14 protein-coding genes and 1 tRNA gene are annotated in these 25,394 nt (G+C 35.4%); 11 read left to right on the forward strand and 4 right to left on the reverse strand.

The genetic code is table 11. From position 1 onward, the window contains the following. The first annotated feature begins 48 nt into the window (after nt 1–48). The 3 genes from HNQ69_RS05340 (at nt 49) to gltX (ending at nt 4,606) form a co-directional block, all read left to right on the forward strand. Nucleotides 49–1,428: a class II 3-deoxy-7-phosphoheptulonate synthase gene (locus tag HNQ69_RS05340; protein ID WP_183229035.1), complete on the forward strand. Its 1,380-nt coding sequence runs from the start codon at nt 49–51 to the stop codon at nt 1,426–1,428. Nucleotides 1,429–1,555: 127 nt separating this feature from the next. After that, the gene (locus HNQ69_RS05345) at nt 1,556–3,217 is read left to right on the forward strand and encodes an NAD+ synthase (protein ID WP_183229036.1); all 1,662 of its coding nucleotides are present in this window, start codon (nt 1,556–1,558) and stop codon (nt 3,215–3,217) included. 9 nt (nt 3,218–3,226) lie between these two features. Then, the gene (gene gltX, locus HNQ69_RS05350) at nt 3,227–4,606 is read left to right on the forward strand and encodes a glutamate--tRNA ligase (RefSeq protein WP_183229037.1); all 1,380 of its coding nucleotides are present in this window, start codon (nt 3,227–3,229) and stop codon (nt 4,604–4,606) included. Between the two features lie 59 nt (nt 4,607–4,665). Here gltX and HNQ69_RS05355 read toward each other — a convergent pair whose 3' ends face one another. Together HNQ69_RS05355 and HNQ69_RS05360 are read right to left on the reverse strand one after the other, a co-directional pair. Continuing rightward, on the reverse strand, nt 4,666–6,075 hold the full coding sequence (locus HNQ69_RS05355; RefSeq protein WP_183229038.1) for a DEAD/DEAH box helicase: 1,410 nt from the start codon (nt 6,073–6,075) through the stop codon (nt 4,666–4,668). A gap of 147 nt (nt 6,076–6,222) precedes the next feature. After that, the gene (locus tag HNQ69_RS05360) at nt 6,223–6,996 is read right to left on the reverse strand and encodes an NAD kinase (protein ID WP_183229039.1); all 774 of its coding nucleotides are present in this window, start codon (nt 6,994–6,996) and stop codon (nt 6,223–6,225) included. Between the two features lie 255 nt (nt 6,997–7,251). Here HNQ69_RS05360 and HNQ69_RS05365 point away from each other — a divergent pair. The 7 genes from HNQ69_RS05365 (at nt 7,252) to HNQ69_RS05395 (ending at nt 22,042) form a co-directional block, all read left to right on the forward strand. Next, nucleotides 7,252–7,328, forward strand: a tRNA-Arg gene (locus tag HNQ69_RS05365). 2,095 nt (nt 7,329–9,423) lie between these two features. Then, complete coding sequence (gene hutH, locus HNQ69_RS05370; protein WP_183229040.1) at nt 9,424–10,962, forward strand: histidine ammonia-lyase; 1,539 nt, start codon at nt 9,424–9,426, stop codon at nt 10,960–10,962. A gap of 489 nt (nt 10,963–11,451) precedes the next feature. Next, nucleotides 11,452–11,775: a hypothetical protein gene (locus HNQ69_RS05375; protein ID WP_246348516.1), complete on the forward strand. Its 324-nt coding sequence runs from the start codon at nt 11,452–11,454 to the stop codon at nt 11,773–11,775. 475 nt (nt 11,776–12,250) lie between these two features. Next, on the forward strand, nt 12,251–13,639 hold the full coding sequence (locus HNQ69_RS05380; protein ID WP_183229042.1) for an amino acid permease: 1,389 nt from the start codon (nt 12,251–12,253) through the stop codon (nt 13,637–13,639). Nucleotides 13,640–15,284: 1,645 nt separating this feature from the next. Further along, entirely contained in the window at nt 15,285–15,488 is a 204-nt protein-coding gene (locus HNQ69_RS07660) for a hypothetical protein (protein ID WP_210302693.1), read from the forward strand. Nucleotides 15,489–17,665: 2,177 nt separating this feature from the next. Beyond that, entirely contained in the window at nt 17,666–20,425 is a 2,760-nt protein-coding gene (locus tag HNQ69_RS05390; RefSeq protein WP_183229043.1) for an autotransporter family protein, read from the forward strand. A gap of 1,251 nt (nt 20,426–21,676) precedes the next feature. Next, nucleotides 21,677–22,042, forward strand: a complete 366-nt coding sequence (locus tag HNQ69_RS05395; RefSeq protein ID WP_183229044.1) for a response regulator — start codon at nt 21,677–21,679, stop codon at nt 22,040–22,042. Nucleotides 22,043–22,358: 316 nt separating this feature from the next. On the opposite strand, the gene rpsI is transcribed toward HNQ69_RS05395, so the two are convergent. Continuing rightward, nucleotides 22,359–22,844: a 30S ribosomal protein S9 gene (rpsI, locus tag HNQ69_RS05400; protein ID WP_183229045.1), complete on the reverse strand. Its 486-nt coding sequence runs from the start codon at nt 22,842–22,844 to the stop codon at nt 22,359–22,361. Nucleotides 22,845–22,846: 2 nt separating this feature from the next. Next, on the reverse strand, nt 22,847–23,311 hold the full coding sequence (gene rplM / locus HNQ69_RS05405; protein WP_183229046.1) for a 50S ribosomal protein L13: 465 nt from the start codon (nt 23,309–23,311) through the stop codon (nt 22,847–22,849). A 296-nt stretch (nt 23,312–23,607) separates the two neighbouring features. Between rplM and recJ the strand changes: the two genes are divergently transcribed. Further along, nucleotides 23,608–25,392, forward strand: coding sequence for a single-stranded-DNA-specific exonuclease RecJ (gene recJ / locus HNQ69_RS05410; protein ID WP_183229105.1), 1,785 nt, complete (start codon nt 23,608–23,610; stop codon nt 25,390–25,392). Nucleotides 25,393–25,394: the final 2 nt, after the last annotated feature.

Consider the following 25,394-nt stretch of genomic DNA (forward strand, 5'->3'; position numbering starts at 1 on the left):
AAGTTTTTGGTACGACAGACTATCTGCTTAAGCTCTGGAGAGAGTGCAATGATAAAAGAATGGACGCCTGCTTCTTGGAGAGCAAGGCCAATTAAACAATTTCCAACTTATCCGGATAAATCTGTTTTAGAGGGTGTTGAACAAAAGCTACGCAGCTATCCTCCTCTCGTTTTTGCCGGTGAAGCACGGGATTTGAAAAATGAATTAGCAGCTGTTGCACAAGGTCAGGCTTTTTTATTACAAGGTGGGGATTGTGCAGAAAGCTTTGCAGAACATGAAGCTGATAATATTCGTGATTTTTTTCGTGTATTTTTGCAAATGGCAATTGTTTTAACTTTTGGTAGTTCTAAACCAGTTGTTAAAGTCGGTCGTATTGCTGGACAGTTTGCAAAGCCACGCTCTTCTGATATGGAAAGCAAAGAAGGGGTGGAGCTTCCTGCTTATCGGGGGGATATTATTAATGGTATTGAGTTTGGAGTGGATTCCCGTACACCTGATCCACAACGAATGTCTATGGCTTATCGTCAATCTGCGGCAACGCTTAATCTTTTACGTGCTTTTTCACAAGGAGGGTATGCCAATTTAGAAAATGTTCATGCATGGATGTTGAGTTTCGTTTCTAACAGTCCACAGGGGGAGCGTTATGAGCTGTTAGCAGAGCGTATTTCTGAAGCGATTGACTTTATGCGTTCTATAGGAATTACGTCCAGAACGAATTCTTCATTACGTGAAACATCTTTTTATACCAGTCACGAAGCACTTTTACTTGGCTACGAAGAGGCTTTGACGCGAATTGATTCGACTTCTGGAGATTGGTATGCAACATCTGGCCATATGTTATGGATTGGTGATCGTACACGTCAGATTGATCATGCACACGTTGAATATTGCCGTGGTATTAAAAATCCACTTGGGCTGAAGTGCGGTCCTTCCATTGAGTCTGATGAGCTTTTGAGGTTAATTGATATTCTAAATCCTGAAAATGAGCCGGGTCGACTAACTCTCATTACACGTTTTGGTTATGATAAGGTTGAGAATTATCTTCCTCAACTGATCCGTGCAGTTGAGCGAGAGAAGCGTAAGGTTATATGGTCATGTGATCCAATGCATGGCAATACGGTTACTGTAAATGGCTATAAAACGCGCCCCTTTGATTGCGTTTTACAGGAAGTAGAAAGTTTCTTTTCAGTGCATCGTGAGGAGGGAACATACCCAGGGGGCATTCATATTGAAATGACGGGTCGTGATGTAACCGAATGTACAGGTGGTGCACATGCTATTTCTGTAGACGATTTATCTGATCGCTATCATACGCAGTGTGATCCACGATTAAATGCAGATCAAGCGTTGGAGTTAGCTTTTCTTGTTGCTGAACTTCTTAAAAAAAATCGTCATCCTGTTTCATTAGCTCTTGCCGCGAATGGTTAGATAGAAAGTTGCATAACATCTATTATTTCAGGTGTTTATGGGGGGAAGGGACTTTTGAAAAAAGGAATATTTTTAGTGATTAAAACAGAGTTGTGATTGTTAAACTGATAAGATGATACAAAAGCTTATGAAAAATGATTTTGGGGTAGCTGTTGCACAATTAAATCCCGTTATCGGTGATATTGAAGGGAATTTTTCTCTTGCTATAATGGCGTATCAGAAGGCTAAAGAAGAGGGAGCAGACCTTGTTTTATTCACTGAGCTTTTTATCAGCGCATATCCGCCGGAAGATCTTGTTCTTAAAGCTGCTTTTACAAAAGCATGTGAAGATGCTGTTAAGAAATTAGCAAAGATAACAGCGGGGGGACCAGGAATTGTAATTGGTCTTCCGCTAAAGCGTAATAATAACCTTTACAATGGTGCCATGCTGCTTGATGAAGGGCGTATAATCGCTGAAAGCTTGAAATTTGACTTACCCAATTATGCTGAATTTGACGAAAAGCGATTGTTTTCTTCCGGTCCACGTCCTGAGCCATTTGTTTATCGTGGGATCAAATTAGGAATAGTGATTTGTGAAGATATTTGGAATGATTCTTCTGTGTGTGCAGAGCTTGGCAATAAAGGAGCAGAGATCATTCTTGTCCTTAATGGATCCCCCTATTATCGTAATAAAACACTAAAACGTGTAGAAGTTGTTCGGGCGCAAGCGCTTCAATCTAGTCTGCCGATTATTTATGCCAATCAAGTTGGTGGTCAGGATGAGCTCGTTTTTGATGGGGGATCTTTTGCGTTAAATGAACACGGCGAAATAATGTTCCAAATGAAACATTTTGAAAGTCATATTGCTTTAAGTCATTGGCAACGAAAAACGAATGGATGGCAATGTATTTCTGGTCCAAGTGAAAATCTTCTTAATGGGGTAGCTGCTGATTATCAAGCCTGTATTTTGGGTTTGAAAGATTACGTCAATAAAAATCGCTTTAAAGATGTTATTCTTGGTCTTTCAGGAGGCATTGATTCAGCTCTTTGTGCGGCAATGGCGGTGGATGCTCTTGGCGCTGAGAGGGTTCGTACGGTAATGATGCCTTATCATTACACTTCGCAAGAATCATTGAAGGATGCTAAAGAATGTGCATGTCTTTTAGGATGTCATTATGAAATCATACCCATTATGCAACCTGTTGAGGCTTTTTTGGACATAATGGAACCTGTTTTTTTAGATCTTCCCTCTGATGTTACAGAAGAAAATCTGCAAAGTCGTGTACGCGGGACAGTTTTAATGGCTCTTTCGAATAAGTTTGGTTCAATGGTGGTGACAACAGGCAATAAGTCGGAAATGGCTGTGGGGTATGCAACACTTTATGGTGATATGAATGGAGGGTTTAATCCTATTAAAGATATTTATAAAATGCAGGTCTATGCATTAGCACAGTGGCGCAATAAAAACCATTTGCAAAATTTTAAGGGACCAGAAGGAATTGTCATTCCATGCAATATTATAGAAAAACCACCTTCCGCAGAGCTTTGGGAAAATCAAAGAGACGAAGATTCTTTGCCGCCTTATCCTGTTTTGGATGATATTTTGCAATTTCTTGTAGAAAATGACATGAGTATTTGTGATATTGTTCAACGTGGGTATTCACGGGAAACGGTTGAGAAAATTGAACAGCTTCTTTATGGTGCTGAATATAAAAGGCGACAATCTGCACCAGGCGTAAAAATAAGTTACAAGAACTTTGGACGTGATCGTCGTTATCCCATTGTCAACCGTTTTCGCGATAAAAATTGAGCATTTTTTATGATAAAAGTTCGTTTTGCACCATCTCCAACAGGCTATATTCACATTGGTAATATCCGTATTGCACTGTTTAACTGGCTTTATGCGCAAAAACATAATGGAGCATTTATCTTGCGCTATGATGATACAGACGTTGAACGCTCTAAACAAGAGTATATCGATGCTATTACTGTTGACCTTGAATGGCTTGGGATTCAACCCGATGAGATTTATTACCAATCTAAACGGTTTAGCCGGTATGATGAAGTTGCGGAAATTCTCAAGCAACGTGGACTTCTTTATCCCTGTTATGAGACTGGGGAAGAATTAGACCGGCGCCGTAAAATCCAGCTTTCTCGCAAATTACCTCCTATTTATGATCGTGCTGCATTAAAATTGACACAAGAAGATAAAAAAGCATTTGAATTGCAAGGTCGTAAACCTCATTGGCGTTTTCTTCTCCCTAATTTTGAAAATGATCCTTTGCAAAAAAAGCGAACCGAAGTTTATTGGAATGATGCGGTAAAGGGAAAGCAGACGATTGATTTGGCCTCTCTTTCAGATCCTGTTTTAATTCGTGAAGATGGAAGCTACCTTTACACGTTACCTTCTGTGGTTGATGATATAGATATGGCCATTACACATATTATTCGTGGGGATGATCACATTACAAATACAGGCGTTCAAATTGCTCTTTTTAAAGCTCTTAATGCAGAGTTGCCAATTTTGGGCCATATTAATTTATTGGCTACAGTTTTGGGAAAAGGACTTTCAAAACGCAATAATGATCTTTCTATTCGTTCTCTACGCGCAGAAGGATTTGAATCTATAGCTGTTCAATGTTTTGCTGTTTTGATTGGAACTTCGCAAAATGTGCATCCCTATCCTAATCAAGCAGTGCTTTTAGAACATTTTAATCTCCAGGATATCTCAAGATCGGTTGCAAAATTTGATATTGCTGACCTTTTTTCTTTGAATAGCCATCTTGTTCATGAGTTAACTTATGCGGAGGTTAAAACGCGACTTAAAAGTCTTTCTATTGATGGAGAAAAGGCGGAGTGTTTTTGGAATGCGATAAGAGGCAATATTGATAAAGTGAATGATGCTGCTTTGTGGTGGAAAATTATTCATGATGATAAGTACTTTGATACAGTGGCATTTGAGGATCGTGCATTCATTCGTCAATCACTCAATTTTTTGCCTGAAGGCGTATTGAATGATGAAAGTTGGAAAATTTGGACGACGATTTTAAAAGAAAAAACAGGTCGTAATGGGAAAGCTTTGTTTATGCCATTACGTCAGGCACTTACAGGAATGGATCATGGACCTGAAATGGGGAAACTTTTGCGGCTTTTAGGACGTGAGAAGGTAATAGAAAGACTGGTTATTCAAAGTAAATAAGATTAGTATTTAAGAGTTCGTTTGTTTTTTACTACCAAACAAAGGTAGTAAATTTCGGTTTAGTTGCGGGTTTTGATGAGCATAAATGCCGGGATATCATTGCCAAATCCAGGGGGAGAGGAAGCCTTATTTTTTTGAGGGCGATGTTGTCCGGGTGATTTTGCTTTATTATTTTCTGCTTGAGTGCAATCTACTTTATCATCTTTTAATTTTAAGGACTTTTTAGTTTGAACAATAGGCTTTTTTTGAGGCGTTTTCTTTAATGATTTTGGAGATTTTTTCTTTAAAACAATCTCGTCATCTTTATCATCGGTCGTTAAAGCAGAGAGATCACCATTGAGCCATTCAATTTTTTCGTTGCTCATTTCCTCAATGGCGCTGATATATTTTTGGTCAGCTTTTGTAACGATTGTAAAAGCTTTTCCACTACGATTTGCACGTCCTGTCCGACCAATTCGATGAATGTAATCTTCAGCATGTGTAGGAACATCATAGTTAAAAACATGACTTACAGCTGGGATATCAAGTCCACGAGCAGCAACATCGGAAGCAACAAGAAGTTTAAGTTTATTATTTTTAAAATCGGTTAGTGTGTTCGTGCGCGAATATTGGTCCATATCTCCATGGAGTGCACCTACACTAAAATTATGTCTGACAAGGGATCTAAAAAGTTCTGAGATATCTCTCTTTCGATTACAAAAAATAATAGCATTTTTAAGCTCATCGCCTTCATTGTGAATAAGTTCTCGTAAAACAGCTCTTTTATCCCATGATTTATTCCCAGCTTTGACAAGCCGTTGTGTAATTGTGGTCGCTGTTGAGGAGGCCTTTGTAACTTCAACAGATATGGGAGAATGCAAAAATTGCTTTGTTAGTTTGGTAATTTCTGGTGCCATTGTTGCAGAAAAAAACAAAGTTTGACGGGTAAAGGGAGTTAATTTACAAATGCGTTCAATATCAGGAATAAAACCCATATCCAGCATGCGATCGGCTTCATCAATAACAAGAATTTCAACACCCATCAGGAGCAATTTACCGCGTTCGAAATGATCAAGAAGGCGTCCTGGTGTAGCTATAAGAACATCAACACCCCGTTCAAGTTTACGATCTTGGTGTTCAAAAGAAACACCACCAATTAAAAGTGCAACATTTAAACTATGATTTATTCCATATTTATCGAAATTTTCTTCAACTTGGGCTGCAAGTTCCCGTGTTGGTTCTAATATGAGAGTACGGGGCATTCGTGCTCTTGCACGACCTTTTTCAAGGAGTGTGAGCATAGGCAAAACGAAAGAGGCTGTTTTCCCTGTTCCTGTTTGAGCGATTCCTAAAACATCTTTTTTTTGAAGTACATGGGGAATTGTCCCACTTTGAATAGGTGTTGGAACTGTATATCCCGCTGATTTTACGGCTTTAATAACCTTTGCGGAAAGACCTAAATCATCAAAACTTTTTAAAGGTGGTATCATTTTTTTATCAAGTACTCTGCGATTTTAACTTCGCTATACGAACTATTTATGAAGTTAAATATTCTATACTATTTTGTAGGGTTAAGGCGCCTTCACAAAAAAGTCAACTATAACAGCCATATACACATAGAAAGTATAATACAATAATTAATAGCGAAATTGTTCTGATAAAATGCGTTCATCCCATGAATGGTTAGAGTCAAAAAGGATTGAGGCTGTTACTTCTGTTGCTGTTGAAATCGTAACTGAATAGACAGATTTAACTTCAACATTGTCGGCTGCTGCATTTACGGGGCGTTTTTCAGATTCAAGCATATCAAAGCGTACTGTTGCTGTATTGGGAAGCAATGCTCCATGCCAGCGTCGAGGGCGAAAGGGACTAACGGGAGTAAGAGCCATAAGTGGAGCCATGAGAGGCAAAATTGGTCCTTGTGCTGATAAATTATAGGCAGTAGATCCTGCTGGTGTGGCAACGAGAATACCATCGCAAATTAATTGTTCCATACGTACCTTGTCATCAATGCTGATACGAATTTTTGCTGCTTGATAGGATTGACGAAAGAGGGAGACTTCATTAATTGCGAGTGCTTCAATAGTCCCTTGACATTCAGCATTTGCAATCATGCGTAGGGGATGAATTTCCTTTTTATGCGCGGCAGCAATACGATTTGGCAATTTTTGTTCATGAAACTCATTCATAAGAAATCCTACAGAGCCTTGATTCATGCCGTAAATGGGTTTTCCAGTGTTCATAACGTCCCGTACTGTTTGTAACATTGTTCCATCGCCACCGATTGCAATAACAACGTCTGCTTCTTTTAGAGAAGAATGACCGTAAACAGAAATTAATTTATGAGTAGCTTTGATAGCTTCCTCAGTTTCGGCAGAAATAAAATGAAAGCGGTTTGGTAATGTAATCATTAAGAATTATCCTGATATTCACAACTTATTTTCTAGCGTATTTTGGGAGAATTTTGAAGCTGTATATAAAAACCGTTTTTGTAAGAAAAAGGATAATGTATGAAAAGTAATCTGTTTAAGGTAGTGTATCATAGCAGGATAGGATAAAAAGATTGCATAGTGACATAAAGTATAAACGAGTGTTTTTTAAAAGAATGATAATTCACCATTGAAGCTGAGAGTATGATCAGTTAAAAGATCACTGTTCAGTTGTAAGCACCCGTAGCTCAGCTGGATAGAGCGCTGCCCTCCGAAGGCAGAGGTCACAGATTCGAATTCTGTCGGGTGCACCAAAATTTTCTGATTTTATATCATATTATTTTTATAACCAAATTGTCTTGGAAGAGATAATGATTTTAGAAAAGTAAGCTTTTTTACTGTTTGTATAATCTTTTTTGTAAAGTATTTTGAATATCGAGATAAAGGAGAGAAATACGACATGGAAGAATTTATCATGTAAAACTACTTTATCTTGTTTTTTCAGTAAGAGATCAAAATCATCTAAGAACTGTATTTGCAATATCTTTTTTCTTTCTGTAAACAGAGTAAAGACGTTCTTTATTATTCTCTTAAGAAAATATTTTATAAAATTTATTTGTAATTATACGTAAAGAGGTATCGATCTATACTCATCATATTATTATTTTTCGTGAGAGATCTATTAAAAAGTTTGCAATCAGAATGGCCTGTCAAGCATTTTCGTTTAGCCATGTAGGCGGCAAAAAACGCTTGTTGAAGTCTATACTGGATAATTCTGTTTCCAGAGTGATCACATTCATGAGCAACATAATTCTGTGTAAACAGTAATTACAGGTTAAGAATCAATACTTTTGCGTAAAAGGCTTTCTAAGAATTCTTTATGATGGTGTTTTGCAAATACAGATTTAAACATTTTGAACAGTAGATTCAAAAAATAATCGATTACCATAAAGTTATGCAAAAAATCGTAAAAAAAGCATAGTGCCTCTATAAATATTACAATCGTTTACGGCTTACAGCACTTGTATTATAAAAGATCATACCATATTTCGTCATTTTTCTACGGATTGTTATTAATGCTTTCTAGAGCTTTTTAAACAAGCCTATAATTATTGAAGTTAAAAGTCTTTTTTGATACTCGGTAAGAAGAAATAAAAACACCATATATAGACTTTGTATAACAGCGTAGTAAAAACTTTATTTCGTTCGTAAAGACACTGTATCGCGCTTTTAAATATTCCCTTTAATTTCATGATAACTATTTTACTGGTGGTCTTATGTTTTCCTTAGGCATTATTGTATGCACTACTTCTATAGGAAAAGACCGTATTCTGGCTGTATTGCTAAAACGAGAGATCTCATTGCATATTATAGTCTCTTCTATATGAATTTTCCTTTTGGTGAAGCTCTTTGGAGCATACAGAAGCTTCTTTGTATACTCGAATATTAGATCATTAAAGTTTGTTCCAAATTTTTCTATGAAAAAAAGGTGCTCTCTATTGTAGTTTATAATTACCCTCTTTCATTGTATGAGCTTTCAAAGCCTCAGGTCTATTTTAAAAGTCATTAAACACGAGTTTTGGCATTTTTATTACTTTGCAATAAGCTAGGCACCATCATTATATTGGCAAGCTTCCAATGTTTGCTGACAGCTTTTGTCTTTAGACGGTTCATAAGAGGTATTTTTAGTCCTTTTTAAACGATTTTTATTCACACGATAACTCCCATTATGATGTGTAAGGAATGGTTTCGATCGATGTATCATGAACAGGGTTGAAATGAGAGAATCTTTATTATATTCAGGTTTCTCACTCAACATATAAAAAGATGAATTATCATTATAAATTCAATACTTTGAAAAAATCAGCAATGACTCTATAATACACTACGTACTATACTATAAAATATCGAATTTTTAAAATATTAATTAAATATATCAATAAATTATTATATGATTTATCTAAGGTAATATTTTATATTAATATAATATACATATTTTTAAATTTTTACAGTATTTTAATATATTTAATCATAAATTTAATTGAGCATTTCTATGCTACATAAATTTATTAAAATGTTTATATTTTTATTTTAAAAGATGTAAATTTACTAGATTTTTTATTGTCTTGAAGGGGGGAATGACGCAAAAAATACAAACAAATTCTTCAAATAACAAAAGAGCGAATTCCAGTTCGAGCTGGGAAAAGATGTATAAATAACTTCTCTAATAAAATGATGTTTAAATAGAAGCAAATAGTCGATTTTACTATTATAAATTGAAGAAGGATGAGAATTTCTTTACCTGATCGGTTTCAATTTCTTCTAGAGAGTGGTTATACCTTTTTTGTTTTATAGGAAAATCAACCACTCTAAAATTATTATATTTAAAAATAAATAAGAAAGAAAACTATGACTATTATGCTAAAACCGGGTGAGGTAACTCTAAACGAACTTGAGATTATTTATTTCAATGGTGAAGTAAGCAAACTTCACAGTGATACGCATCTCTCTATCAGAAAGGGGGCAGAGCGCATCGCTGAAATTGCTGCTGGGACTGAGCCAGTTTATGGCATCAATACTGGTTTTGGCAAATTGGCTTCGATTAAAATTGATGCAAACGATGTAGCTCTTTTACAAAAGAACCTTATTTTATCACATTGTTGTGGTGTAGGAAAACCTTTAGCAGAAAATATTGTGCGTTTGATAATGACCTTAAAGCTTCTTTCTTTAGGGCGAGGAGCTTCTGGTGTTAGTTTAGAGTTGGTCCATTTGCTAGAAAATATGCTTGCAAAAGGGGTTATTCCTGTCATTCCTGAAAAGGGATCTGTTGGTGCCTCAGGTGATCTTGCGCCCCTTGCTCATATGGCTGCTGTTATGATGGGAGAGGGAGAAGCATTCTTTCAAAACATTCGCATGAATGGAGCGGCAGCTTTAGAGAAAGCAGGATTGTCTCCTATTATTTTAAAAGCAAAAGAAGGTCTCGCTCTTATCAATGGTACCCAAACATCAACAGCGCTTGCTCTTGCGGGGCTTTTTCGAGGGTATCGTGCATTGTGTGGTGGACTTCTCGCAGGGGCATTGACAACAGATGCTATCATGGGGTCAACGGCACCATTTCATCCTGATATCCATATTTTAAGAGGCCATTATGGGCAGATTGCTGTATCAAAAACATTAGAAAAGCTTTTAGAGGATTCAAAAATTCGGGTTGCACATTTGCGTGATGATAATCGTGTGCAGGATCCTTACTGTATACGTTGCCAACCGCAGGTTATGGGAGCATGTTTTGATATTCTGATCGCAGCAGCAAAAACACTCATTATTGAAGCAAATGCGGTTACAGATAATCCATTGATTTTAAGTAATGATAATGTTGTATCAGGTGGAAATTTTCATGCTGAACCTGTAGCATTTGCTGCTGATCAGATTGCTCTTGCTTTGTGTGAAATAGGCTCGATTTCTCAAAGACGTATTGCCCTTATGGTTGATCCAGCAGTTTCTTATGGACTTCCAGCTTTTTTAGCAGAAAATGCGGGGCTTAATTCAGGTTTTATGATTGCTGAAGTAACTGCAGCTGCTTTAATGTCTGAGAATAAACAGATGGCACATCCTGCTTCAGTCGATTCAACACCAACTTCAGCAAATCAGGAAGATCATGTTTCAATGGCTTGCCATGGTGCTCGCCGGTTATTAGCAATGAGTGAAAACCTTTTTACTATTATTGGCATTGAAACGCTTGTTGCGGCGCAAGGAATTGAATACCGTTCTCCTTTAAAAACAAGCTCTTTCTTACAGTCTGTTATGGAGCATCTACGCAAAAATATTGATACCCTTAAAGAAGATCGCTACATGGCTCCAGATCTTCATAAGGTGCATATGCTTGTGCGTGAAGGGCATTTATTATCCATTTTACCGAAAACAATTTTTCCTAAACTAGGATCAAAATAATATTTATTTTGAGATCAATGAGGAAGGAAGGACACTTAATTCTTGGACTTCCTCATGCTAGATTGGAGGGAGCTGGTGGTATATTTTTATAATTAAATGGATGTGTGCTCATTTATTTACCGATATGTATCGGTTGTTCGTGCCAAATTATTCTCCTAATGCCAAATTATCCTCTTAATATTGTGTTTCATGGTGATATCTTTTATTAGAATAAGCTTATAAAGGCTCATACCTAAGAAACTGATTTTTCAAATAGTTTTCAATAACACCTTTATCCTATTCTAGCTAAAGCTAAAAAATATAGATTGTATATTTATATATTTTATCCTTTTAAAAGGTTATTTTTTGTATTCTATATAGTAAATATAACATTTTTATTATCTATTCTTCTTATTTTCAGATATTTTATGAGTTTTATATTTACTCTGTTGTATTTCTAAATCAAAAAAAGGGAAAGAAATGTTTACAAGAAGCATATTCATAATTTTTATGGCAGTTGTTTTTTGTTTTTCACAAATTATAGAGGTTAATGCGAATATTTTGAGAGCAAAATCTCAAGAGGGTATTTTCCTTGCTATGGTGGCACAAGAAAAAGATACTCTTTGTCAGGCGACAAATACAGCTATCGTTGCTATTTCAGATAAAAGCACTAGAGAGAATAGTAAATCTATTATTCAACGGAATATTAAAAAGGTTATTTTTTTCGCAGTCGTTTTTTTTCTTGGAAGATATGCGTTTAATATGCTTAAGAAATGGGCTGGGAATGCATATTATCAAGGTGTTGAAGATTGGAAATCTTCACTTTATACTTGATTACACTATCTATTTGGTGTGATAAATTGGTTTATACGCTATCGTGTATAATTTTTTATTGTTATGAACTAAAAAAGTAAGAGAGAGTTTGCTTAAAGTAAAAAAATTAACGCGCTCATTCTCAAATAGCCTAGTACAGATTTTAAAACTTCTATTTCGTAAACTGAAAAGAAGGGATCGGGATTTATGTTGCATTTATCCAATATTTTTCTGCAAAAAATAGAAAAATGAATTCAACGATAATTAAAATTTTATTACTCTTTGATCTAAATAAAATGATACAAAATTTTAGGTTATAAAAAAGCTGAATAATTCGTAATAAAAGTATTTTTTCATTGCCTAGGATGGAGTATCTGAGTGGCTGTTGTTCAATATTTTTTAATCTGTTCATAAGAGAAACATGAAGCCCTACTTTATTATACGGCTGGTTTTGTAGGACGGATATTTATCAATATTTCAATGAAGAAGGAAAGAAATGGTAGGAAATGAACTGAAACGTGGCATGAATAAGCGCCAGGTTGTTTTTTTAGCTCTTGGCTCTGCTATTGGTACAGGTCTTTTTTACGGATCTGCACAAGCGATCAAACTTGCTGGTCCAAGTGTTCTCATTGCCTATTGTATTGCTGGTTTAGCTATTTTTATGGTTATGCGCGCTCTTGGTGAGATGATTATTTATAATCCGCTGCCCGGTTCTTTTGCCCGTTATGCTGCAAATTATATATCACCGTTGGCTGGTTTTTTAACGGGATGGACATATGTATTTGGAATGATTCTTGTTGGTTTGGCTGATATCACAGCTTTTGCGACTTATATGGGATTTTGGTACCCTAATATTGCGCCGTGGATATGGGCATTTAGTATTACGTTGATCATTACAGGGATTAATTTAGCAGCCGTTGAAGTGTATGGTGAATTAGAATTTTGGCTGTCTTCTATTAAAATTATTGCTATCGTTGCTATGATTATTTTAGGAATCGCAATTATTGTGTTTGGTTGGGATGCAAGGATAAATTCCTCTCCTATTAGTATTCACAACTTGTGGAAAAATGGAGGTATTTTTCCCAATGGTTGGTTTGGTTTTTTGGCTTGTTTTAGTGTTGTTGTCTTTGCTTTTGGTGGCATAGAAATCATAGGGATGGCAGTGATGGAAGTACAAAATCCTCATAAAACGATTTCAAAGGCAATTAATTCTACTCCAGTTCGTATTTTGCTCTTTTATGTCATGACATTAGCTATTTTAATGTCCCTTTATCCTTGGAATAAAATTGGACTTATGGACAGTCCTTTTGTTTCAATTTTTGAAAACCTTGGGATTTCATATGCAGCGAACATTCTGAATATTGTTGTTGTTACAGCGGCTATTTCGGCGATGAATGGTGGAATGTATGGTGCTTGTCGTATGATCCATGGGTTATCACAAGAAGGTTATGCCTTGAAAAAGTTTCAATATCTATCAAAAAATGGTATACCAATTTTTGTTATTTTACTGATCTTTATTATCTTCCTTCTTGGTGTTGTTCTTAATTATTTTTATCATGAGGGACTTTTTTTTCTTATTGCAGCAATGGCAACATTTGCAACGGTTTTTGTTTGGATGATGATTTTACTTTCGCAAATTTTTATGCGTCTTAAAATGTCTAAAGAAGTACAATATGATTTAAAATTTCCAATTCCATTTTGGCCGATAGGATCAGTTTTGTCCATTTTTTTTATGGTTTTTATTTTTATTCTCCTATGGTTTTTCGATGAGACGCGGCCAGTTTTGATCGTCGGTTTTAGTTGGATTGTTTGGCTTGTTATTTGTTTTTATGCACTTAAATTTTATAACTTGAAGAAAAAACAAAGTGTTTTAGAATATGAATAAAGGCTAAAATAAGAAAAATGGCAGATGATTTCAGGACAGAAAGTTCTTTGATAATTATTCTCCAGAGAGAGGAATAATATATTCCAATTATTATACTGTTTTGAGCTATGCGAACTCTATTGTTAACCACGGTAGATAAATCACCTAGAGCGGGGATAGTACCAAAATTGATAGATCATTGTGATTGATAATGTCCTAAATATAACAGCCATAATACAAGTAATAAGGATGCGAATTAAGTAGATTTTGTAGTATACAAAGATGTAGAAATTTATATTTCTAAGCATTTCAAATAGAATTATGATTTATATTTATAATAGGAATTAAGTTTTAAAGATATATTTTATATCATAAAAATGTATTCCTTTGTTTAATAATTTAAAAAAATGAATACATACAACATGAGTGTTATTATACATTTTTCTCTTATCCGCACTACATTGAACAGAATAAATTATCCTCATAAGTTTTTTGAATTTGTAAATTTATTCGTTTAGTGGCTTTATACCTTAAACATCAGGGAATATTTTTTTGTAAGTCAAAGTGAAGAACGGATATTTTATACTTTTTTAAGAAGCGATTGAGGTTCTTGTTTACGCGAATGAAGGGAGTTTTGAATTTTTCCATAGTTATCATTTTTATTATTGTCGAGGTGCAGGGAACAACCCTATTTTTTGAACAAGTTTTTTGTTTCATTGAATGGATTTTAGTTTGACAATCTTTGTTATAGTATTTCTGACTTGGATATGATGAGCAAGGTATATAACAAGTGGAAGAAAGTAAGATGCTTTTTACAACTGTAGGGAGATGAAAAAAAATGTGCTCTTTTTAAAAAGTTTAAGATGATAATGACCATTGTTAGTGGGCATTCTCTTACTGTCAAACGTTCATGAAGCGATTTTTTAGCAACGCTAAATGAATGAGAAAATGCGGGAGAAGTTTGTAATATTATTTATATTTTACGCCAGGAGTGCTTATTCAGTTTTTTTCTAACCATCCTTTGTTATTTGGCTTGTTGAATATTGTACAGTTTATGCGCGATTTTCAGCTATTTTATATTCATGCTCGCCGATAGATAATTTTGCTCACAGGCACTCTGAGAAGCAGAGACCAGAGAATTGAGGCGCTTTAACACCAAAAGAATTCAAAACTTTTCGGAAGGAAGTCAGGGGGGAGAATACTGCTTTGCAATTCATCATATTGTTGTTGATGACGTCCACCATATAAAAAAGCATACCATAGCAGCAGTTACGGTCTTTATGTTGGCAAATGCGTAGGCCTTACTGATAAGTAGCAGCATAACAGTGAAGGCACCAATGCCAAGCCGGTTTTTATGGCAAGTCCCATGTCTTTTTCAATGGTATCTTTAACTTTAGCAGATGAGGCAGTTGGCTATGTGGTTCAACATGCCAATAATATAATAATGAAACATTTTATTTTATCCTCTTCCCCAAGCCAACTCGGATCTATCAGAATTCAGGGTAGCAGGATATCAGAAGTTTATAGAAAATAGCTTCTTTGACCTAACCAACTTGGCACAAGAAATAAAGGATCTTGTAAAAAGCTTATGGTACACGCGGTTGGAATTTTATGCCCATAGTCGTGACGGCATGACAGTCTATAATGCGTTGAATTTTTTAGAACAATGGGCATACAGGGTATAGCATGTCAAATAAAAGTCAATTTCTATGCACCGGCATCTAATCTTGTGATGGCAAAAGGTCAGTTAGAGAAGCTAAGCGATGACAAACAAACGCATGTCGGCTTTGATGGACATAGATATGAATTTGTGAGCAGAGTGATCGGCGGTAATGATTTTACCTACGAGACAGTGCCTGCTGGTAGTTAACTGGTAAAGAAGCAGTCAACATGCTGACAATCCCCAATAATACCCGTACTTGCTTTAGAAATGAGGATGATAGGTTTAGAGAAGGTTTTATGCTCCGTCTTATAGTAAATAAATTCCTTCAAGCAGGAAAAAATGAAACAAACTTTAAGATTATTAAGCGATCTAACACTGTTAGGTATTGTTGGACATAACTTAGGTACAAGGCCTAAATTCCTTTATAAGGGGTGTCGGGAAAACTCTGGTGCAGACTTTACTGAGATAGAAAAAGCACTGTTTAAAATGTGAAATGCCAACGCCTTATGATGTCGAGGAAGAAAAAGATAATTTAAGAATGCAATCATTGATGTTTGCCTGGTCCAGGGGCCGTGATAAAAAAAGCACTTGGTGTAAGAATCATAAAGTTGGGAATCTGCTCATTTGCTGTCCTGGTTTAGTCATCCCTCAAGGAAGTGTTAAAAAGCGTTTGAATAACTCTTTTTGTAAAAAGCATCCACAACAATGTGAATGCCAGCCTTAAGTCTTATTGTTGGTGATGATTAAAATTTTCACATTCTTGCTTTTGATTGTCTGTGCAGGATTGTTTTCTCAATCCACCATCCCAAAATTTCCATAGCTTTCTTGAAAAGTGGAGATAAAAATATCAAAGGACTTACGAGTCTCTCATTGTAAATAAACCCATTGAAGAAGAGGGAAAATGAAAAAATCTTGAAATTATTGACTAGAATAGTTCTTTTAAGTAGGGCTGGGTGTATTAACCAAATTCCTCCATCGACATTGGCATTATGGAAAAAGCCGGGTGTTGATTAAACTACGATACAACAAGCACTGTTAAAATGTGACTGGAAATCAGTTTATTCTTCTCCTGAAGATATGGATTCCCGTATGAGTGAATTTGTATCAGTCCATGAATGCATGACTAAAGCAGGTTATCTGTACAAACTGCAAGATTCAAAGGGAGTTTATTTTTCACAAGCTCTATCATGAAGTAACTTGTTTTTAGAGAATCTAATGATGTCCGGATACCAGAAGTTTATGGACAATAACACTTTTGGCGTGACCAATGCAACGGAACAGGAACGCCTTTTGATAAAGCATTTTGAAAATGAAAAAAACATCAGAAAACAAAAAATCTTTACAAAAGTGACCATCAGTCTTACCCACACCCTTAAAAAAGTAATGGGATAAAAAACACGAACGGACAGAGAGCCAAAAAACAATGGTTCTCTTAACCACAATATAGATAAAGTTCATGAGAGTTCAGAACGGTAATATTATTGTCGGTCTAAACTGTATGGGTATTCTTATTAGTTATTATCTACTGGAAACTTACTCGATATAAAAAAGTTTTGCTAAAATATTTACTCCGATATGACCATAGAGGCTATAGTTAATAGAGCTGACTTTAGTGAAATATTTGGTTTAATTCCTATCAGTTTTAGGATGATGAATGCCTCATTGTATATCTTTGTTTTAACTTAACTTTTATCTTATGGCTGTTAGAGGTAATGTTTTTATCTTTCTATGAAGCAAAGATTGCAATGTTAGGGAATTGGGGGGAGGCTTTATTGAGTCATAGTAAAACATTGAGGATAGGGTATAAAAAACTGCTTTGGTCAAAAAATCTGTTTGTATAATCCAATCTTTATTTTAGGCATGACCAATTTTGTTATCAAATTGTTGTATATATATGCCGTTGTATATTGGTGCGTATTTCTCTAAAATTTTTCTGTTATTGGAGAGATGCGTGTTGTTTTATTTTCTATACGGTTTCCATTTTTCGTATTTTTATAAACGTAAATAATGTTTTATACTTTCAAGACTATTTTTATTTTTGTAATTTTTCTTTTACATAAGTGATATTAAGTTTTAATATTCAACGACCTTCAGAGTTTTTATTTCATAACGTTTTCTTGATCAGCATAAGCTTCCGAAATTTGTTTTTTGTAGACTGTGTTGTCGTTTATTTTTAGCTGCATTTGGGACCGATTCTTTTTAAAGGTCGTAAGTGTAAATTATGATTTATTATTTTTATTGTCGCTTTACATAAAATACAAATCGTATTATAAAAACAATGATTATTCAGATAATTGGTAAAGCCTTCTTAATTTATTTGTACTTATTGTATTTTAAATCACAACTCATTTTTTTATTAAGAAAAGAAAATTTTAAGAGGAATGATGATCAAAAGAGTGTCTAAAAGCGGCTTCTATTCGTGTGTTTTTATAGCAATTATTTTCTCTTTTTTATCAGATAGAGGTGTTGAGGCACATTATCATCCATCCATATCATTTTTGTGCGATGAAGGGAAATTACCTTATAGATGCAGTGATGGAGCAAAACATAAAATTACTGATAAAATATATCAGTTTATCAAGTCCTCTAAAGAAGAGAATGGGCATGGCGATTTTCTCATATCATCTGCTGTCATAGTAGCACAGGAGCCAGGTACAGTTATCCAAGCAAGTCATGTAACAATTAACAATTTTGATGGTGTGGAAGGGGCTTATGGTGTTATTGCTTTGCAAGGTGGAAAAGTTATCTTAAGCGATTCAATTTTTAAAAATGTATCAATTGGTCTCTTGGCTGATAGTGGAACGATTGAGGCCAATCGTGGAGTAGTTGAGGCTACTCAAGTAGGTGTTTATGCAGAGAAGTCAGGAACATCTGTTATTTTAACGGATGCAAAAATTCAGGTAAGTGGTCAAGATATTGGCCAAAACGCAGCTCTTTTCAGTGGCGCCGATGCGAATATTAAGATGACGCGTGGATCAATTGAAGTGACAAATGCAGCCGCACTTCGTGTGAGAACAAGGGGGAGTGCAATTTTAGATAGTGTTACGATTACTTCTGAAAGTCAAAAAGCGGTAGAAAGAGAAAATGCAGATGAAGAAGATAATACTGTTCATGCAGCTTTGAATGTGAGTCATCAGGGTATTCTTTATTTAAAGAATACCAATGTTCTTGCTACCGATGTTCGTGGTTTGCAGATTGGATTAGATTCTAATGCACAATTGAGTGAGGAACAAGAAGGGAGTTTTTTGGTTTCACGGGTTAATATTGAAGATTCAAAAATTACAGTAACAGGGAACAAGCATGGTATGCACTTTGATATAGACAAAAAAGACAAGGAGTATAAACAAGGAATTGTGTTTTTAAAAAAGGCAGTTTTTGATGTTCCAGATGGTACAGTTATTCATAGCAGTAAGAGCAGTGCTTATCTTGCTGTAACAGCCGGAACAGAGATTTCCGGTGATTTATTATTAGCAGCTGAGAAGGGGGCTTCTGTAGCGATTTTGGCGGATTCTTCTTTACTTACAGGGGGAACCCGCGTTTCCGATGATTCTATTGCGGAAATTTATTTGACGGGAGGTTCACAATGGGTTTTAACAAGAAGAAAAAGGGAAAATTTGCGGGATTTGAATCATGGGGCTTCATCCATTTCCTTTGTAAAACTTTCTGAGAGTTCTATTGCCTTCGAAGCCCCAATGTTCCAAGAATATCAGACACTTTATATCGGGAAGGGAGAGGAAGAAGTTTACAATGCACAGGAGAGTGCATATCTTTATCTCAATACACATCTCAATAGTGATGGTTTACTTGATAATAAAAAAACAGATCGACTTTTGATACATGGTAATGTTTCTGGAAAAACAACAGTCCATGTGCAACTTATTATAGGAAATAAGGGGGGAGCAGGAGATGATGAAAATGTTCAAAGTGTTTCGCTTATTCAAGTTTCTGGAAAAGCGGCGGAAGATTCTTTTCAGCTGAGTAGTCCTTATATTGCGTTGGAAGGTTTGCCTTACCAATATTATCTTCATGCATATGGTCCAGATTCTACCCTTGGGAAGGCCCAAACCGCTCAAAGATTAGTTAAAGGTGATGGGGGCTTTTGGGATTTCCGTCTTGAGAGTAAATACATTAAGCCTACTCATGATATACCCATTGTACCTCATTCTGAGTTAAAGGTAAGAGAGGTTGTTCCACAAGTTCCAACTTATCTTCTTTTGCCAAATACCTTATTCCATACTGGGTTAGTGGAGATCAGAAATCACAACAAGCATTTGAACAAAATACAAAATGTTTCTAGTGAATTATTAAAGGCTGATAAAAGTCTTGCTTTATCTATGCAAGGTTATGGAGGAAATTATCATTATATCTCAGATCTTTCCGCAATTGAATATGGGTATGGAGGCGATCTTGATTACAATGCCATAGAGGCATCTATTTTGCTCAAAACAGTAGAGAGCACATATAGTAAAACGTCTTTTGGATTCATAGGCTCTTATGGAAAAGTTTCTTTGCGTCCTCGGGATGTTAAACAAAGTCAAAAAAGTGTATTTCATAAATGGTTAGTTACCACATATGGTAGTATAAAACATGATGGTGGTTTTTATATGGATGCTCTTTTATCCTATGGTCTTTTTAAAGGTCATGTTTTTACCTTTGCACGGGGTAAGGCAGCAACATTAAAAGGAAATCCTCTGAACGTTTCGTTGGCTGCTGGTAAAGCATTTATGATGGGATATGAGGATTTTGTTTTTAATCCGCAAATTCAGCTTATTTATCAAAATCTTCAGTTTCATAAGTCCCATGATATTGATGGATTTGATATTGATATGGGGAAATTTAATCAATGGATAATGCGTATTGGTGGACGTTTAACCAAGACATTTACAGCATCTGAAAACGATCGTGTCATTTCCTTTTATGGTAAGATTCATCTTTCTCATCATTTTGGAGAAGAACAGTTTATACATTTTAAAGATACTTTCCGGTTAGGTTCTTTTGGATCTTCTGTAGAAGCTGCCTTGGGTGTCAATTCGCAATTATCTCCCAAAATTACACTTTACGGTGATTTAAACTATCAGCATAAGCTTACTAAGGCTGGTTTTTCCGGCATTCAGTTTTCTGGTGGATTGCGCTATCGTTTTTAAGAGTTCTTGCAATTATATGAGAGTTGTATATTAAATTTCTATACAAAAATAAATATAATCAATAAATTTTGTATTATTTTTTAAATACTTATTTTAAAGACACTTTTAATATATACTTTAATTATCATTTTTACAAAAAACCTTTTTATACAAAGTATTAATGTGTGCAAATTTTTATAAAAATAGAATAAAACATAGGAATAAATATTTTAAAAACGTATAATAGATAAGTAATTTTATTAATAAGTATATATTATTTATCTAATATATTTATTAATTAATAATATTAAACAATATATTTTTATTTATTATTTTTTGATCTTTTAATTAAGATTAAGAAGTTATTGATTTTAAGTATTTCTATAATTTAATGATTTGATTTTTTGCAGTTTTTAAAAAGAAGTAAAGCTTAAAATGAATCTGTATAGGTCCTCTTTCAATAAGAAAAAACAGCGTTTTCATTTGATGTTGCAAAATAGGCTGATAAACATACGGATATTATTGATTATTAGTCATAAACAAAGTAACTGATGATAGCGAAATTAAAAAGACGAAGAAATTTTTTCTTTCCATTCACACCTTCTTAAAAGAGCTTTTTTAAAATAATAATAAGGAGAACAATTGAATGGTAAGGAGATATTAGCATTTGTGATGAGATTTCTCACTTTCCAATGTTGTTACTGCTTTTGCATTTAACAATATCTTAATCGCGTGTATGATTCATTTCAAAATTCCGTTTAAAATTCATAGATAACCTCTATTTTATCTGTTATTGAGAGCTGTACTGATGTATAATCAAAGTATCTGAGACAACAAAATATCAAAAGAGTAAATACTCTGATATACAAAACAATAATGGCTGAATAATAAAACGTCTGTATATAACAGATAAAAATATAACAGATAAAAGTCACTTAATTATTTTTTTTCTCTTCGAAATTCATATTTAAGCTAATTCTCATATGTTATATCTTTTCTATGATGAAAAGGTGTGCGAGCTGATTTGGATATCTATAAATTTTGCATAGCAACTCAAAAAATATACAATTATGGTTATTGTAGATTTCACTCTTATAAACTAAAGGAGCATAACGATTAACCTTACAAATGTTTTTGAAAAAATGCTTTTATCGGGTGTTATTTCATTTCTTCGCAGTTTACAATTTTTTTTATCATTTTACCTTAGCAAAGGGAGAGTGTGTGTTAATTTCTACTTAATCTATTTTATCTCAAAAGGGTGGAGTTATATTAATGTCAAAAAAAGTCATGATCGTGGAAGATAACGAACTTAATATGAAGTTATTCCGTGATCTTGTAGAGGCAAGTGGTTATGAAACAGTTGAAACACGTAATGGTCTTCTTGCATTAGATCTAGCTCGTTCATCAATGCCTTCTCTTATCCTTGTGGATATACAGTTGCCAGAGGTATCAGGAATCGATGTTATTAAACAATTAAAAGAGGATGAGGAGCTTAGATCTATTCCCGTTGTTGCTGTAACAGCCTTTGCTATGAAAGGGGATGAAGAGCGAATTCGTGCAAGTGGATGCGAAGAATACATGTCAAAACCTATCTCCGTTCCTCATTTTATTACAATGGTAAAGCATTTTGTGGACTAAATCTTTGCTAAGTAACGATAAAAAAACTAATGAGGTAATCGCAGTTATATCGCAAATTTTCTTTTGAATTAGCATGCAGATCGGACTAAACTACTAAAGTGCAGATCCTGGAAATTATATTTAGGATTTTAAAATTTTCCCAATCGATCTTGTCTTAGTTCTTTTCTCTATAAGAAGAAAAGTTTAAGAGAGTAAAATAACCAATTTTTTTCTTATACAGTAAGAACTGGTTATTACACTTCTCTTCCTAAAAATTATTTCAGAAAACATTAAAGCCCCGCCGAAACGGGACCTATATGTTGCACAAAAAGCGAAATTAACGCTTTGAGAATTGGAAAGAACGGCGTGCTTTCGCTTTGCCGTATTTTTTACGTTCAACAACACGGCTATCACGCGTAAGAAAGCCCCCCTTTTTCAAGATTGTACGAAGTTCTGGTTCGTAATAGGTTAGAGCTTTGGAAATGCCATGACGTACTGCACCAGCTTGTCCGGAAAGACCCCCACCTGCAACGGTTGCAGTGATATCAAATTGAGTATCTCTGTTTGTTGCAACAATTGGCTGGCGAAGAATCATTCTCAGAACAGGACGCGCAAAATATTTGTCGAATTCTTTATTATTAATTGTAATTTTTCCCGAGCCTGGTTTGATCCACACACGAGCAACAGCATCTTTACGTTTTCCTGTTGCATAAGCACGTCCTTGTGAATCAAGTTTTTGAACATGAACAGGAGCGACATTTTCATTAGCTTCGACAATATTTGTTACTGTGCTAAGCTCAGAAAGAGAATTAATTTCAGCCATAATTAAGCAATCCTTTTGTTTTTGCGATTTAAAGCACCAACGTCGAGAACTTCTGGCTGTTGTGCCTCATGCGGGTGTTGGCTTCCAGCATAAACACGTAGGTTCTTCAATTGACGACGACCAAGTGGTCCGCGAGGAATCATGCGTTCTATAGCTTTTTCAACAATACGTTCAGGAAAACGTCCTTCAAGAATCTGACGCGCTGTACGTTCCTTAATTCCACCAATATAGCCGGTATGCCAATAATATTTTTTATCTGTATATTTCTTACCGGTGAGAGATATTTTGTTTGCGTTGATCACAATAACATTGTCACCGTCATCGACATGTGGAGTAAATGTAGCTTTATGTTTGCCACGTAAGCGGTTAGCAACGAAGGTGGCAAGACGACCTAAAACGAGGTTCTCTGCGTCAATAATAACCCATTTTTTCACCACTTCAGTTGGCTTTTGTGAAAAAGTTGCCATAGAAGTATCCTTTATTAAGCCCTTGTTAACATAGGGACATTTTCATTGTTTTGCGTTGAAAATTGTTATTACAGCGAAATATTTAACGCGTATCGTTTACCCTGATATAATGTCTTTTGACTTGCGTCAAGAGAAAATAAAAACTTATAAAACAGTGCTTTATGATTGAGGTATTATAATACCTCAATGAAAGTACTTGTGCATATTTTAGAAAAAGAGTAGGTGCTGTGTAAAGAGTACTTTATTTTTAACTCTCGATTGTGTTTTTTTTGGTTTTCATTGTAGAATACATAGTGATGCAGCGGTCCCGTTACTTTCTTAATGTTGAATCGTCTGTTTGCGGTCAGGCTTGGTTAGATGCCCTTGATATTCAAGGGATAAATAACGCGCGCGCTATTTCTCAAAAATTTGGTTTTCCAGATGAGTTAGCCCGTGTTCTTTCGGCAAGAGATGTGGATGAATCTGAAGCTGTTGCTTTCATCAATCCAACTTTGCGCACGCTAATGCCTAATCCAGAAAGTTTTACCGATATGCAATGCGCAGCAGAACGCATTGTGAGGGCTATCTTGAATCAAGAGAAGGTTGCAGTTTTTGGTGATTATGATGTTGATGGCGCTTGTTCATCAGCTCTTATAGCACGTTTTTTCCGTTATTTTGGTATTGAAGTAAAAATTTATATTCCTGATCGTATTGTTGAGGGATATGGTCCAAATGAACAAGCAATGAGGATGTTAGTACAAGAAGGTGCTCGCTTAATTATCACAGTTGATTGTGGTGCAAACAGCCCAGATGCAGTAAAAGCAGTAAGGCTTGCAGGTGCTGATGTTGTAGTTTTAGATCACCATCAAATGTCAGATGTTCACCAAGAAGCTGTTGCTCTTGTTAATCCTAATCGTCCTGATGATTTTTCTGGACAAGGACATTTATGCGCTGCTGGCGTTGTCTTTGTTACGTTAGCATGGGTTAATCATTTATTGCGTAAGAAGAAATTTTTGGGAGAACTTCCTGACCTTCTAAGTATGCTTGATCTTGTTGCATTGGCAACTATATGCGACGTTGTGCCATTAAAAGGTGTTAATCGTGCTTTTGTGGTTAAAGGGCTTCAAGTTGCTCGTTCTATGCATAATCACGGGATGGTGGCTTTAACAAAGGTTGCACGTATAGGTGAGCCGCTTAATAGTTTTCATTTAGGCTTTTTGTTAGGTCCTAGAATTAATGCGGGAGGGCGTATTGGAGACCAGGCTTTGGGGGCACGTTTGCTCAGCTGTGAGGATAAAGAGGAAGCTGAAAGAATAGCAGAACAATTGGATCGGCTTAATCGAGAACGCCAAGAAATGGAGGGCATTCAATTAGTACAAGCAGAATCTTATATCGATTCTCTTTATCAAGATCAAAAAACACCGCTATCTCTTGTGATTGCTCATCAAGAATGGCATCCGGGAATCATTGGTATTCTTGCATCTCGTTTAAAAGAGCGGTTTTTTTGCCCTGTTTTTGCAATTGCTTTGAAAGAAGATGGAAGTGGTGTAGGATCGGGCCGTTCAATCAGCGGCATAGATTTAGGAGCACTTGTTCGTGAAGCTGTTGCATTAAATTTATTAGAAAAGGGTGGAGGCCATAGTATGGCAGCAGGGATTACAATTCAGTCGGAAAAAATTGAAACTTTTCGAAAATGGTTGGAAGAGAAAGTCTCTTCCATGGTCTCACAGTTACGTGCTAAAAAGTCTCTTAGCATAGATGGTTGCCTTTCTGCTTCTGGCGCTAATAAAGCGCTTTTTGATATGATCGAAAAAGCAGGGCCATTTGGTTCAGGGAATATGACACCTGTTTTTGTTCTTCCTTCTCACCGGTTAGTGAATCTGTGTGAGGTTGGTAAGGGACATCTTCGTCTTATAATGTCGAATATTGAAGAAAAAAAACTGCAAGGAATAGCTTTCCGTGCTGTGGGTACAGCGCTTGGTGATTTTCTGTCTAGAAATGTTGGTGAAATGATCCATTTGGCTGGTAATCTTACTTTGAATTATTGGAATGGAACAATTACTCCACAGTTGCGTGTGATTGACGCAGCAGCGGTGTTATAAGA

Source organism: Bartonella callosciuri (genome assembly GCF_014203215.1).
GTDB lineage: Bacteria > Pseudomonadota > Alphaproteobacteria > Rhizobiales > Rhizobiaceae > Bartonella > Bartonella callosciuri.

What these genes read in the sequence shown, in the direction of transcription:
- HNQ69_RS05390 (WP_183229043.1), top strand. Translation starts at nt 17,666, where the DNA reads ATGATCAAAAGAGTGTCTAAAAGCGGCTTCTATTCGTGTGTTTTTATA.
- recJ (WP_183229105.1), top strand. Translation starts at nt 23,608, where the DNA reads ATGCAGCGGTCCCGTTACTTTCTTAATGTTGAATCGTCTGTTTGCGGT.
- hutH (WP_183229040.1), top strand. Translation starts at nt 9,424, where the DNA reads ATGACTATTATGCTAAAACCGGGTGAGGTAACTCTAAACGAACTTGAG.
- HNQ69_RS05360 (WP_183229039.1), bottom strand. Translation starts at nt 6,996, where the DNA reads ATGATTACATTACCAAACCGCTTTCATTTTATTTCTGCCGAAACTGAG.
- rplM (WP_183229046.1), bottom strand. Translation starts at nt 23,311, where the DNA reads ATGGCAACTTTTTCACAAAAGCCAACTGAAGTGGTGAAAAAATGGGTT.
- HNQ69_RS05355 (WP_183229038.1), bottom strand. Translation starts at nt 6,075, where the DNA reads ATGATACCACCTTTAAAAAGTTTTGATGATTTAGGTCTTTCCGCAAAG.
- HNQ69_RS05340 (WP_183229035.1), top strand. Translation starts at nt 49, where the DNA reads ATGATAAAAGAATGGACGCCTGCTTCTTGGAGAGCAAGGCCAATTAAA.
- HNQ69_RS07660 (WP_210302693.1), top strand. Translation starts at nt 15,285, where the DNA reads ATGGGCATACAGGGTATAGCATGTCAAATAAAAGTCAATTTCTATGCA.
- gltX (WP_183229037.1), top strand. Translation starts at nt 3,227, where the DNA reads ATGATAAAAGTTCGTTTTGCACCATCTCCAACAGGCTATATTCACATT.
- HNQ69_RS05395 (WP_183229044.1), top strand. Translation starts at nt 21,677, where the DNA reads ATGTCAAAAAAAGTCATGATCGTGGAAGATAACGAACTTAATATGAAG.
- rpsI (WP_183229045.1), bottom strand. Translation starts at nt 22,844, where the DNA reads ATGGCTGAAATTAATTCTCTTTCTGAGCTTAGCACAGTAACAAATATT.
- HNQ69_RS05375 (WP_246348516.1), top strand. Translation starts at nt 11,452, where the DNA reads ATGGCAGTTGTTTTTTGTTTTTCACAAATTATAGAGGTTAATGCGAAT.
- HNQ69_RS05345 (WP_183229036.1), top strand. Translation starts at nt 1,556, where the DNA reads ATGAAAAATGATTTTGGGGTAGCTGTTGCACAATTAAATCCCGTTATC.
- HNQ69_RS05380 (WP_183229042.1), top strand. Translation starts at nt 12,251, where the DNA reads ATGGTAGGAAATGAACTGAAACGTGGCATGAATAAGCGCCAGGTTGTT.